11 protein-coding genes are annotated in these 13,018 nt (G+C 68.7%); 4 read left to right on the top strand and 7 right to left on the bottom strand.

Annotated features, from left to right (window positions below; translation table 11 throughout):
* Positions 1 to 214: 214 nt before the first annotated feature.
* Genes pflB through AB0I66_RS33610 form a run of 3 tightly spaced genes read left to right on the top strand, consistent with a single transcriptional unit; the run spans position 215 to position 3,578 of the window.
* On the top strand, positions 215 to 2,473 hold the full coding sequence (gene pflB / locus AB0I66_RS33620) for a formate C-acetyltransferase (protein ID WP_363211773.1): 2,259 nt from the start codon (positions 215 to 217) through the stop codon (positions 2,471 to 2,473).
* Positions 2,474 to 2,500: 27 nt separating this feature from the next.
* The gene (gene pflA / locus AB0I66_RS33615) at positions 2,501 to 3,313 is read left to right on the top strand and encodes a pyruvate formate-lyase-activating protein (RefSeq protein WP_363211772.1); all 813 of its coding nucleotides are present in this window, start codon (positions 2,501 to 2,503) and stop codon (positions 3,311 to 3,313) included.
* 37 nt (positions 3,314 to 3,350) lie between these two features.
* Positions 3,351 to 3,578, top strand: coding sequence for a hypothetical protein (locus tag AB0I66_RS33610; RefSeq protein ID WP_363211771.1), 228 nt, complete (start codon positions 3,351 to 3,353; stop codon positions 3,576 to 3,578).
* A gap of 7 nt (positions 3,579 to 3,585) precedes the next feature.
* On the opposite strand, the gene mscL is transcribed toward AB0I66_RS33610, so the two are convergent.
* From mscL to AB0I66_RS33580, 6 genes are all read right to left on the bottom strand, one after another.
* Positions 3,586 to 4,062 carry a large conductance mechanosensitive channel protein MscL gene (mscL, locus tag AB0I66_RS33605; protein WP_363211770.1) on the bottom strand — a complete coding sequence of 159 codons (477 nt, stop codon included), beginning with the start codon at positions 4,060 to 4,062 and terminating at the stop codon, positions 3,586 to 3,588.
* 138 nt (positions 4,063 to 4,200) lie between these two features.
* A complete protein-coding gene (locus tag AB0I66_RS33600) occupies positions 4,201 to 4,608 on the bottom strand; it encodes a hypothetical protein (protein ID WP_363211769.1) in 408 nt (135 codons plus the stop codon).
* A 314-nt stretch (positions 4,609 to 4,922) separates the two neighbouring features.
* The gene (locus AB0I66_RS33595) at positions 4,923 to 5,789 is read right to left on the bottom strand and encodes an S-methyl-5'-thioadenosine phosphorylase (RefSeq protein WP_363211768.1); all 867 of its coding nucleotides are present in this window, start codon (positions 5,787 to 5,789) and stop codon (positions 4,923 to 4,925) included.
* A gap of 75 nt (positions 5,790 to 5,864) precedes the next feature.
* Positions 5,865 to 6,200: an FmdB family zinc ribbon protein gene (locus AB0I66_RS33590; protein WP_363211767.1), complete on the bottom strand. Its 336-nt coding sequence runs from the start codon at positions 6,198 to 6,200 to the stop codon at positions 5,865 to 5,867.
* Between the two features lie 67 nt (positions 6,201 to 6,267).
* Complete coding sequence (locus AB0I66_RS33585; protein WP_363211766.1) at positions 6,268 to 7,533, bottom strand: MFS transporter; 1,266 nt, start codon at positions 7,531 to 7,533, stop codon at positions 6,268 to 6,270.
* Between the two features lie 248 nt (positions 7,534 to 7,781).
* Entirely contained in the window at positions 7,782 to 9,302 is a 1,521-nt protein-coding gene (locus tag AB0I66_RS33580) for a potassium/proton antiporter (RefSeq protein WP_363211977.1), read from the bottom strand.
* A gap of 211 nt (positions 9,303 to 9,513) precedes the next feature.
* On the opposite strand from AB0I66_RS33580, the gene AB0I66_RS33575 reads away from it, so the two are divergent.
* Positions 9,514 to 12,276 (top strand): penicillin acylase family protein, encoded by a 2,763-nt coding sequence (locus AB0I66_RS33575; RefSeq protein ID WP_363211765.1) that lies wholly within the window; start codon positions 9,514 to 9,516, stop codon positions 12,274 to 12,276.
* 68 nt (positions 12,277 to 12,344) lie between these two features.
* Here the strand turns inward: AB0I66_RS33575 and AB0I66_RS33570 are convergent, their stop codons facing one another.
* Entirely contained in the window at positions 12,345 to 12,956 is a 612-nt protein-coding gene (locus tag AB0I66_RS33570; protein ID WP_363211764.1) for a 5-formyltetrahydrofolate cyclo-ligase, read from the bottom strand.
* Positions 12,957 to 13,018 lie beyond the last annotated feature (62 nt).

The raw sequence follows: 13,018 nt of genomic DNA, 5'->3' as shown, positions 1-13,018 counted from the left end.
ACGGGAAGTCCGGGAAATTCTTGTGAATGCTTTCACAAGCGAACTTGGGTCCAAAGTCCCGAGCGAAATGCCAGGTCAGGGGCGGTTCATTCGCGCTGGAGAGCGGCGAGAGGGGACCTCCGGCCCTGAAGTGGGGACCATTGCGGAGCCCTTGACCGGCCGGATCGGAGTGGAATGGACGCAGAGCGAAAGAGCGACTCGGAAGGTGTCGGCGATGACTGCTACTCCCGCGGAAACGACAGTGCACGGCCAGGCCTGGGACGGTTTCAAGGGCGGCCTGTGGCGGGACGCCATCGACGTCCGCGACTTCGTGCAGCAGAACTACACCCCGTACGAGGGTGACGGCTCCTTCCTGACCGGCGCGACCGAACGCACCACCCAGGTCTGGCAGAAGCTCCTGGCGATGTTCCCCGCGGAGATCGAGCGCGGCATCCACGACGTGGACGTGAAGACCCCGTCCCGCATCGATGCCTTCAGGCCCGGCTACGTCGACGCCGACCGCGATCTGATCGTCGGCCTCCAGACCGACGCCCCGCTCAAGCGCGCCATCATGCCCAACGGCGGCTGGCGGATGGTCGAGGGCGCGCTCAACGCCTACGGGTACGAGGCCGACCCCGAGGTCAAGGACATCTACACCCACCTCCGCAAGACCCACAACGAAGGTGTCTTCGACGCCTATACGCCCGAGATCCGCGCCTGCCGCTCCTCCGGCATCATCACCGGCCTGCCCGACGCCTACGGCCGCGGCCGCATCATCGGCGACTACCGCCGTGTCGCGCTCTACGGAGTCGACCGCCTCATCGCCGCGAAGGAAGCCGACAGGGACCTCCTCGGCGAGGAGTGGGCCACCGAGGACGTCATCCGGGCCCGCGAGGAGACCTCCGAGCAGATCAAGGCGCTGGGCGAGCTGAAGTCCATGGCGATGTCCTACGGCCACGACATCTCCGACCCCGCCACCACCGGCCGCGAAGCGGTCCAGTGGCTGTACTTCGCCTACCTCGCCGCCGTGAAGGAGCAGAACGGCGCGGCCATGTCGATCGGCCGCATCGACAACTTCCTCGACATCTACCTCCAGCGCGACATCGAGGCCGGCCGCATCACCGAGACCGAGGCCCAGGAGTTCATCGACGACTTCGTCATCAAGCTCCGCATCGTCCGCTTCCTGCGCACCCCCGAGTACAACGAGGGCTTCTCCGGCGACCCGACCTGGGTCACGTGGTCGATGGCCGGCATCGGTGAGGACGGCCGTCCCCTCGTTTCCCGCACTACGTTCCGTGCCCTGCAGACCCTCTACAACCTGGGTCCCGCCCCCGAGCCGAACCTGACGGTCTTCTGGGCCCGCGAACTTCCCAGGGGCTTCAAGGATTTCGCCTCCCAGGTCGCCATCGACACCTCGGCCATCCAGTTCGAGTCCGACGACCTGATGCGTCCCAAGTACGGCGACGACACCGCCATCGCCTGCTGCGTCTCGGCGATGGCGGTCGGCAAGCAGATGCAGTTCTTCGGAGCCCGCGTCAACGTCGCCAAGGCCCTGCTCTACGCGATCAACGGCGGCCGCGACGAGAAGACCGGCAAGCGCGTCGTCGAGGGCTTCGAGCCCATCGAGGGCGAATACCTGGACTACGACACCGTCGTCGAGCGCTACGACGCCATGCTCGGCTGGCTCGGCAAGACGTACGTCCACGCGCTGAACGTCATCCACTACATGCACGACAAGTACGCCTACGAGCGCATCGAGATGGCGCTGCACGACCGGGAGATCCTGCGCACGATGGCGTGCGGCATCGCGGGCCTGTCCGTCGCCGCCGACTCGCTCTCCGCCATCAAGCACGCCAAGGTCAAGGTCATCCGCGACGAGACGGGCCTCGCCGTCGACTACGAGATCGAGGGCGACTACCCCGCCTACGGCAACAACGACGAGCGGGCCGACCACATCGCCCGGCGCATCGTCTCGGACTTCATGGGCAAGATCCGGCAGCACCCGACCTACCGGAACGCGGTGCACACCCAGTCCGTCCTGACGATCACCTCGAACGTCGTCTACGGCAAGAAGACCGGCAACACCCCCGACGGACGTCGCGCGGGCGAGCCGTTCGCACCCGGCGCCAACCCGATGAACGGCCGTGACCAGCACGGCTACATCGCTTCCGCGCTGTCGGTCGCCAAGCTCGACTACGACGACGCCGAGGACGGCATCTCGCTCACCAACACCATCACACCGGACGCCCTGGGCCGCACCCCTGAAGAGCGGGTCCAGAACCTCTCCGGAGTCCTCGACGGCTACATGGCCAGCGACGGCTTCCACATGAACGTCAACGTGCTCGACAGGGCGACGCTCCAGGACGCCATGGAGCACCCGGAGAACTACCCGCAGCTGACCATCCGGGTCTCCGGCTACGCGGTGAACTTCGTCCGTCTGACCCGCGACCAGCAACTCGACGTCATCAACCGCACCTTCCACGGCTCCCTCTGAGCCCCTCAGCAGTCCGGGAGTTCTGCCATGGCTGTCCTGATCGAAACGACTCCGCTCGGCACGGCCCCGCTCGACACCGCGACCCCCGCGGCCGCGGTCACCCGGCGGCCCGTCACCGGGTCCCTCCACTCCTGGGACCTGTCCACCGGCGTCGACGGCCCCGGCACCCGCTTCGTCACGTTCCTCTCGGGCTGCCCGCTGACGTGCCTGTACTGCCACAACCCCGACACCTGGCGGATGCGCGACGGCAAGCGGACCACCGCCGACGACATGATCAAGGAGGCCGCCAAGTACACCAAGTTCATCGCGGCGGCGGGCGGCGGAGCCACCGTCAGTGGCGGCGAACCCCTCCTGCAGCCCGTCTTCACCGGCGAACTGCTGCACCGCCTCAAGCACGAACTGGGCCTGCACACCGCCCTGGACACCTCCGGCTTCCTCGGCGTGCGCGCCACCGACGCCCTGCTGCGTGACGTCGACCTCGTGCTCCTGGACATCAAGTCCTGGGACCGCGACACGTACAAGAAGGTCACCGGGCGGCCGCTGCGGCCCACCCTCGACTTCGCCCGTCGTCTCGCGGACCTCGGCAAGGACGTCTGGGTGCGCTTCGTCCTCGTCCCCGGCCTGACCGACGACCCGGAGAACATCGAGGGCGTCGCCCGCTTCGCCGCCTCGCTCGGCAACGTCTCGCGCGTCGACGTGCTGCCCTTCCACAAGCTGGGCGAGGCGAAGTGGGACGCCCTCGGCAAGGACTTCACCCTGCGCGGCACCCCCTCGCCGACCTCCGGCCAGGTGGCCGCCGCCAGGGACATCTTCGCAGCTCAGGGGCTCACGGCTGTCTGAAGGACGCTGCGGTGCCCCACCGACGTACCCTGGACGCATGAGCACCGCCCCCGACCCCGAACCGCGCGATCCGAAGGACTCGGAGACCCCGAAGGCCTCCGAGGCGCCGAAGAAGCCCAAGAGCGCCCTGGTCTTCGACGACCCCCTGTCGCAGCAGTCCTCGGACGACACGGACCGCGGATGGGGCGAGCGGCCCTCGACCGGCGGCGACAGCGCCGCCGACCTGGCGCGCTTCCTCGACGAGAAGCCGCCCCACCACCTCTGAGCCCGCGCTAGCGCTCGTCGTGCCCAGTGCCGCGCTGCGCCACCAGGGCGTCGCGGATCTCCTTGAGGACCTCCAGCTCCGAGATCTCGATGACCTCCTGCGTGCCCTCCTTCTCGGCCTTCCGCGCGGCTTGCCGCGCCAGGTACTTGGCCATGGGCAGCACCATCAGGAAGTAGACGACGGCCGCGGTGATCACAAAGCTGAGGGTGGCGCTGAGGACCGTGCCCCACATGATCGGGATGCCGCTCTCGACCGTGCCGTCCGCCTTCACGACACACGGCGACTGCAGACAGGAGCTGTAGTGGTCGAGATCCTTCGTCCCGAAGGCGCCGACCAGCGGGTTGATGACACCCTTCACCACGGAGTTCACGATGTTCGTGAACGCGGCTCCGATGACCACCGCGACCGCCAGGTCGACGACATTGCCGCGCATCAGGAAGGCCTTGAAGCCCTCCCAGAGACTCGGCTCGTTCTTCTCGCTCACCACGAGGCCTTTCGTTGCACATGCAGTTCGTGAAACAGACAGCTTCGCAAACTACGTGAGGGCCTGGTAGGACTGTCCAATCGGGTGCCCCGAACGAGCGACTTGACAGAGGATCGGTGCAGTCGCACACATCGTGAGTCAGCACAGGGTCACCGCCAGTCGCATGCCCGCGCCCGCTCCGGCGAGCCGCGCCGCCGTCGCCCGAGGCACGGAGAGCACGAGCAACGCCCCTGGCTCGGCAGCACTTTCGGCAGCGCCCGCCCGAGGCTCGGGCACCTCGGTCACCCTCGCCCCGGCCGCCACCACCCGGGACGTCGATCCGTCCGAGCCCACGACGTCGACCCGGTCACCGCGGTGCAGCAGACGCACCGTCTCCGCGTCCGCGATCCGCACCGGCGCCGTCACCATGGCGGCGGCCCGCGGTTTCTCGGCCCGCGAAGGCGCGGCGGCGGCAGCGGTCGGAGGCCCCTGCGCCCGCGCCCGTTCGCCATCGCGTGGCCCGGCGGCCACGAGCGCCGCAGCGGTCACCGCGAGACCCGCGGCCATGGCCCGCCGCCTGTGCCGCAGCAGGCTTCGCAGGCGCGGACGCCCGCCCCGCACCCGCACGGGAGAGAAGTGCGGGACCGGGCACGGCGGGGGAGGCGTAGGGGAGGAGATGTCTGAGGAGAGCTGCGGCATGTCGGCCACCACCTGCGAAGAGTTCGGGAGCTCGGGAGCTCGCGAGAGCTGCGGATCTTGCCTTGCGCTCTCACGATGCAGGCCCGCGCCGAATCCTGCTGAGCCCCGTGCACTACTCACCGGTTGTGGACAACTCGCTCACCCGAAGGGGAAGTTCCGCCCGCAGATGCGGTCCGAGCGGCTCACGGCAGCTGAAACCCCGGATCCATCCCGCCCAGCGCCCCCGCGCACAGGCAGTCCCGCTCACCCTCGGCCGGCAGCCCGGCCACCGCGTCGAACAGCACCGTCCGCAGCCGGTCCACATTCGCCGCGAACACCTGGAGCACCTCTTCGTGCGAGACGCCCTCGCCGCTCTCCGCACCCGCGTCCAGGTCCGTGACCAGCGTCAACGACGTGTAGCAGAGCTCCAGTTCACGGGCTAGCACGGCCTCGGGGTGCCCGGTCATGCCCACCACCGACCAGCCCTGCGCCGCGTGCCAGAGCGATTCGGCCCGGGTCGAGAACCGCGGCCCCTCGATCACCACGAGTGTCCCGCCGTCCACCGGCTCCCACTCCCGCCCACGGGCCGCCTTCAATGCGGCGCTGCGCCCGGCGGGGCAGTACGGGTCGGCGAGCGACACGTGGACGACGTTCGGAATGCTCCCGTCAGGCAGCGGCACCCCGTCGAAGTACGTCTGCGCACGCGACTTGGTGCGGTCCACGAGCTGATCGGGCACGAGCAGCGTCCCCGGCCCGAACTCGGACCGCAGCCCGCCCACCGCGCACGGACCGAGCACCTGCCGCACGCCCACGGAGCGCAGCGCCCACAGGTTGGCGCGGTAGTTGATGCGATGCGGCGGCAGATGGTGTCCGCGGCCGTGCCGGGGCAGGAACGCGACCCGCCGCCCCGCGAGGTCCCCGACGAACAGGGAGTCGCTGGGTGCTCCGTAGGGGGTGTCGACCTGCAGTTCGGTCACGTTGTCGAGGAAGGAGTAGAAGCCGGAGCCGCCGATGACGCCGATCTCGGCCCGCAGCGCTTCCGGTGTACTCGCGTTCGCCGTATTCACCATGCCGAGCACAGTAGCCGGGCCCGGAAACGCCGAGAGCCCCGCTGTCGGAGGACAGCGGGGACCCGGAAAGTGAGACTAGGCGGCCGACGAGCTCGAGGAGGAGCCGGACGACTTCGAGTCCGACGACGAAGAGGACGTCGAGGACGACGAAGCGCTCGCGGAGGACTTGGAGTCCGACTTGGAGTCCGAGGACTTCGACGCGGTCGCTGTCGACGGCGTGCTGCTCGACGACGAGCCACGGCTGTCGTTGCGGTAGAAGCCGGAGCCCTTGAAGACGATGCCGACGGCCGAGAACACCTTCTTGAGGCGTCCGTCGCAGCTGGGGCACACGGTCAAAGCGTCATCGGTGAACTTCTGCACCGCCTCGAGGCCCTCGCCGCATTCGGTGCACTGGTACTGGTACGTCGGCACTTGCTTCCTCCTGGCACTCTCACTCGATGAGTGCTAACGACGGTCCATAGTGACGTATTCCGCGAGATCAGTCCACCGTGACCGGCTCGCGGTGACCCACGCCACGTGCCACGGTGCGTCCGACCGAGCGCGGGACGAGCCGCGAGCGCAGGGTCACGAGCACCGCGAGGGCCAGTGCCGTACCGCCCAGCGGCACCAGGAATCCGGCGCCGTCCCAGAAGCGGTCCTCCAGCTGTCCGGCGACGGTGACGGCTGCGGCCTGGCCGAGCGCGACGGCGCCGGTGAGCCAGGTGAAGGCCTCGGTGCGCCCGGAGGGGGCCACGAGACGGTCGACCAGGGTGTAGCCGGTGATCAGGGCGGGCGCGATGCAGACGCCGACCAGGAGGCCGAGCCCGGCGAGGAGCAGCACGGAGTGCGCGGCCCAGAGGCCGGACGCCATCAGGGTCAGCGCCGCGTAGCCGACGAGGAGGCGCCGCTGCGGGGCGACCTTCCAGGCGATGGCGCCGCAGACGAGCCCGGAGAGCATGTTGCCGGCCGCGAACGTGCCGTACAGGACGCCGTTCAGGCCGGGTTCGCCGATGGACTCGGTGAAGGCGGCGAGCGAGACCTGCATGCCGCCGAAGACGGCGCCGATGCCCAGGAAGGTCACGATCAGCACCCGCACACCGGGGATGCGCAGCGCGGAGGTGTGCTCCACGCGCGCGTGCTCCTCGCGGGAGGCGGGCTTGGGCTGGGTGCTCTTCTGCGCGGCGAAGAGCAGGCCGCCCACCAGGGTGAGTCCGGCCTCCGTGAAGAGTCCGGCCGCCGGGTCGATGGTCGTGCACAGGGCGGTCGCGAAGAGCGGGCCGAGCACGAACGTCAGCTCGTCCGTGACCGACTCGAAGGCGGCGGCCGTGCCCGCGAGGGGGGAGTCCTGCAGCTTGACGCCCCAGCGGGCCCGCACCATGGGGCTGATCTGCGGCTGCGAGGCGCCGGTGGGCACCGCGGCGACGAAAAGGGCCCACAAGGGGGCGTCCGAGAGCGCGAGCACCGTCAGGGAGAGCACCGAGACGGTGTGGATGAGGACGCCGGGCACCAGGACGGCCCGCTGGCCGAACCGGTCGGCGAGCTTGCCGCCGAAGGGGGCGAACACCGCCATGGAGACGCCGGTGACGGCCGAGACGGCGCCCGCGACGCCGTACGAGCCGGTGGTGTGCTGCACGAGCAGCACGATGGAGATGGTCAGCATCGCGAAGGGCTGGCGCGCCGCGAAGCCGGGCAGGAGAAACGTCCAGGCGCCGCGGGTGCGCAGCAGCTGTCCGTATCCGGGGCGGGAGGTGACCGTGGATGCCACGGCCCGTGCCTTTCTGCCGCCTGGTAGCGCGGCCCCCTTGCTCAGGGGGACGCCGCCGAGAGCTGTCCTCTTGCGCGGAACTGCGGTAGATGCCGGGTGCCCACTGCGAGGGCATGCGGCCGCCATACGGTCGGCGCCAGCTCTGCATCAGACAGAGTTGGTTCGATCAGTTGTTACAGGAGAAGTGTTCCTTCATCGTACAGGGAATGGGGCGAATGGACCTGTGAATAGCGAGAATGAGGCGCCTGTCACCTGCGATTGCCCCGATCATCCGCGTCCTGACCAGCGGTTCCCAGCCATCCGGCCAGCTTTCCGCCCTGTCCGACGGCCCGCAGCCGCCGTTCCGCCGCGTCGCGCACCGGGTCGGTCGCGACCACCAGGAGCTCGTCCCCGCGCTGCAGCACGGTCGTGGGCTGTGGCACGAAGGATTCGCCGTTGCGAACGACCAGCGTGACCGCGGCGCCCGCGGGCATCCGCAGTTCTCCCACCTCGACGCCGTGCATCCGCGATCCCCTCGGGATCGCCACCGAGAGCAGGTGACCGCGGAGGCGCTCCAAGGGCGCCGACTCGATGCCCAGGTCGGCGGCGCCCGAGGAGTCGCCCAGGCGCAGCTTCCTGGCCAGCCACGGCAGCGTAGGACCCTGGATGAGGGTGTAGACGACGACCAGGACGAAGACGATGTTGAAGATCCGCTGACTGTCGTCGACGCCGTTCACCATCGGGATCGTGGCCAGGATGATGGGCACGGCTCCGCGCAGGCCCGCCCAGGACATCAGGGCCTTTTCCTGCCAGGGCATGCGGAAGGGCAGGAGGCTGGCGATGACCCCGAGGGGCCGGGCCACCACGGTCAGGATCAAGCCGATGATGATCGCCGGCCACATGTCGTCGAGCAGGTCGTGCGGGGTGACCAGGAGGCCGAGCAGGACGAACATGCCGATCTGCGCGATCCAGCCGAGCCCTTCGGCGAATCCCCGGGTGGCGGGCCAGTGCGGCAGCTTCGCGTTGCCGAGGACCATCGAGGCGAGGTAGACGGCGAGGAATCCACTGCCGTGCGCCATGGCTCCGGCCGCGTAGGCGGCGACGGCGATGGCCATCACGGCGATGGGGTAGAGGCCGGACGCGGGCAGCGCCACGTGCCGCAGGCCGTAGGAGCCGAGCCAGCCCACCGCGATGCCGATCGCGGCACCGATCGCGAGCTCCAGGGCGATCTCGCCGATCAGGATGTACCAGTGCTCCACGGGGCCCGCGGCGGAGAAGGCCACGACCAGGATGACCACAGGGGCGTCGTTGAACCCCGACTCCGCTTCCAGGATGCCCGTCACGCGAGAGGGGAGCGGCACCTTCCGCAGCACGGAGAAGACCGCCGCGGCGTCCGTCGAGGAGACCACCGCGCCGATGATGAGCGCCTGCCGCCACTCGAGGCCGACCAGGTAGTGGGCACCGGCGGCCGTCACGCCGACGCTCACCGCGATGCCGACAAGAGACAGGACGGCGGCCGCGGGCAACGCGGGTTTGATCTCTTTCCACTTCGTGCCGAGGCCGCCCTCGGCCAGGATCACGACGAGCGCCGCATAGCCGATGACCTGCGTCAACTCGGCATTGTTGAAGGTGACGTTGCCGATGCCGTCCTGGCCCATGGCAATGCCGATGCCGAGGTAGAGGAGCAGGCTGGGGAGCCCACTGCGCGACGAGATGCGGACCGCCGCGACAGCGACGAGCAGGACGAGCGAGCAGATGAGCAGTAGCTGGTTGAGGTCGTGGACAGTCAGGGGCCGTTCCTCTCCGCGCGAGCCAAGTACTTCGTTACCTTACCTAATTGTTAACGCTTCCTTGACGCCATCGAACTCCTGTACGGCACGTCGCCATGTAGGTTCCTGACTCCGCGTCCGAGGCCGCAGTGCCCTGCGCCTACAGTTGCTCCAGCGCTCCCACCACCGCCCAGCCAGCCCTGCCGCTCGCGTAAGGACAGCAAGGACAGCGATGCCCTCGAATACCACCGCCTCTTCCGGTCATAAGTCCGGCAAGAAGAAGGGGCGCCGAGCCCGCCTCCTCGTCATCGTCCTGGTCCTGGCCATCGTGGCGGGCATCGGCTACGGGGCGTACTGGAGCGTCAGTACGGTGCGTGCCTCCTTCCCGCAGACCAAGGGGACGATCAAACTCGACGGCCTCGCCGGGCCCGTCGACGTGAAGCGCGACGGCAACGGCATCCCGCAGATCTACGCCGAGTCCGACGCCGACCTGTTCATGGCCCAGGGCTTCGTCCAGGCGCAGGACCGGTTCTGGGAGATGGACGTCCGCCGCCATATGACCTCCGGTCGCCTCTCCGAGATGTTCGGCAAGGGCCAAGTAAAGACCGATGAGTTCCTGCGGACGCTCGGTTGGCACCGCGTGGCGCAGAAGGAGTACGACACCAAGCTCTCGCCCGCGACGAAGAAGTACCTCCAGGCGTACTCCAAGGGAGTCAACGCCTACCTGAAGGACAAGAGCGGCAAGGACATCTCCCTGGAGTACGCCGCCCTCGGCTTCACCAACGACTACGAGCCCCAGGAGTGGACCCCCGTCGACTCCGTGGCGTGGCTCAAGGCCATGGCCTGGGACCTGCGCGGCAACATGCAGGACGAGATCGACCGGTCCCTGATGACCAGCCGCCTCGGCCCGTCGCAGATCAAGGACCTGTACCCGGAGTACCCGTACGCGCGGAACAAGCCGATCGTCCAGGAGGGCGCCTTCAACAGCGTCACCAAGGAGTACGACGGCAAGGGCAGCAGCACGGGCAGCCAGTCGCAGACCGGCGGCGCGGCGGGCACGGGCCTCGCGGGCAACACCCAGGCCCCCGACGGCCTGCAGTCCCAGCTGTCGGGCCTCTCCGACATCCTGGACAGCGTCCCGGACGCGGGCCTCGGCCCGAACGGCAACGGCATCGGCTCCAACTCCTGGGTGGTCTCCGGCGACCACACGATCACCGGGAAGCCACTGCTCGCCAACGACCCGCACCTGTCACCGCAGCTGCCGTCCGTCTGGTACCAGATGGGCCTGCACTGCCGGACGGTCTCCAAGGACTGCCAGTACGACGTCTCGGGCTACACCTTCGCCGGCATGCCCGGTGTGGTCATCGGCCACAACCAGGACATCGCCTGGGGCATGACGAACCTGGGCGCCGACGTGACCGACCTCTACCTCGAGAAGTTCGAGGGTGACGGCTACGCGTACGACGACAAGGTGCTGCCCTTCAAGACGCGCACGGAGACCATCAAGGTCGCCGGCGGCAGTTCCAAGAAGATCACCGTCCGTGAGACCGGCAACGGACCCCTGCTGTCCGACCGCGACGACGAACTGGTGAAGGTCGGCAAGAAGGCCACCGTCGACAGCGCCGCCCCCGACCGGGGCGACGGCTACGGGGTCTCGCTGCGCTGGACGGCGCTCAAGCCGGGCAAGTCGATGGACGCCGTCTTCGAGCTCAACAAGGCGAAGGACTTCTCGGACTTCCGCAAGGCCGCCTCTTCTTTTGAAGTGCCCTCGCAGAACCTGATCTACGCGGACACCAAGGGCCACATCGGCTACCAGGCACCGGGCAAGATCCCGGTCCGCGGCAAGGGCGACGGCGCGCTTCCGGCGCCCGGCTGGGACTCGGACTACCGCTGGACCGGCTACATCCCGCAGGCCGCGCTGCCCTACGAGTACGACCCGAAGCGCGGTTACATCGTGACCGCCAACCAGGCCGTCATCGACGACGAGAAGTCCGACTACCCGTACAAGCTCACGTCGGACTGGGGCTACGGGGCGCGCAGCCAGCGCATCACCGACCTGATCCAGTCGAAGATCAAGGACGGTGGGAAGGTCTCCACCGAGGACATGCGCACGATGCAGATGGACAACAGCAGCGAGATCGCCAAGCTGCTGGTGCCCAAGCTGCTCAAGATCGACGTCAAGGACAGCTACGTCCGTGAGGCGCAGAAGCTGCTCGAGGGCTGGGACTACACCCAGGACCCCGATTCGGCGGCTGCCGCGTACTTCAACTCGGTCTGGCGCAACATCCTCAAGCTCTCCATCGGCAACAAGCTGCCCAAGGAGCTGCGGGTCAAGGGCCAGTGCCTGAACGTCGAGCCGGCCGGGAACACCGGTCCCGCCGAGGAGGCCGAGCCGGTGCGCGAGTGCGGCCAGCGTGACGCCGAATCCGCGCAGCCCGACGGCGGCGACCGCTACTACGAAGTGATCCGGTCGATCATGGACGACCAGGACAACGACTGGTGGAAGTCGCCGAAGACCCGCACGGACGCCGAGACCAAGACCCGCGACCAGCTGTTCGGCCGGGCCATGGAGGACGCGCGCTGGGACCTGACGGCCAAGCTCGGCAAGGACGTCGACACCTGGAGCTGGGGCCGCCTGCACCGGCTGACCCTGAAGAACCAGACCCTGGGCGTCGAAGGCCCCGGCTGGCTCCAGTTCATGCTCAACCGCGGCCCGTTCAAGCTGGGCGGCGGCGAGGCGGCGGTCAACGCGACCGGCTGGAACGCGGCGGGCGGCTACGGAGTGCAGTGGGTGCCCTCGATGCGCATGGTGGTGAACCTCGACGACTTCGACAAGTCGAAGTGGATCAACCTCACCGGTGCTTCGGGCCACGCCTACAGCGCGCACTACACCGACCAGACCAGCAAGTGGGTCAAGGGCGAGCTGCTGCCGTGGTCCTACTCGGGCGACGCCGTCAAGAAGAGCACGAACGACACCCTGGTGCTGCGGCCCTGAACCGCCGCACGCAGCAGTGAAAGGGCCCTCCACGCGCGCGTGGAGGGCCCTTTCCGTCGGCGGGGGCCTCAGCGGAAGTGGCGTACTCCCGACGGGGTGACGACGGCGTGCACCGGCTTGTCGTGCGGCTCCCGGGGGACATGGGCGACGACTTCGGTGTCGTACAGGAGCACCACGAGGGCCGGATCGGCCCCGGCCCCTCCGAGCCGCGCGAGGACCCTGTCGTACGAGCCGCCGCCGCGCCCCAGGCGCATCCCGTGCGCGTCCACGGCCAGGCCCGGCAGCAGCACGACGTCGGCCGCCACGACCGCCTCGGGCCCGAGGCGTGGCCCCGAGGGTTCCAAGAGCCGGATCTTGCCCGGGTGTTGCACGGGGGCCAGCGAGTCCGCGCCCTCATAGTCCGCCCAGTCCAGGTCGTTGTCGTCGAGGAGCACCGGCAGCAGGACCCGCGTCCCGCGCGCGTGCAGGGCGTCGAGGAGTGCGCGCGTCCCCGGTTCGCTCCCCACGGAGACGTACGCGGCGACCGTGCGCGCCCCGGCAAGCTCCGGTGACTCCAATGCGCGGTCGGCGAGAACCGCGGCGGCCTTCTGTGCGTCATCCCTAGTCAACCGGCTTCTCACCGCGAGGATTTCTCCGCGCAATGTGCGCTTGGTTGGCTCGGCGGGGCCGGTTTCTTGCATGGTGCGCTCACAAATCCTTCCAGGTGCGCTCATATGAGAACAAAATGTCCTGAGCCGCAGAT

Origin of the sequence: Streptomyces sp. NPDC050439, assembly GCF_040655335.1 — a bacterium.
Lineage (GTDB): Bacteria > Actinomycetota > Actinomycetes > Streptomycetales > Streptomycetaceae > Streptomyces.
The sequence above is the reverse complement of the archived record's forward strand: the minus strand, read 5'-3'. Positions and strand labels throughout refer to the sequence as shown.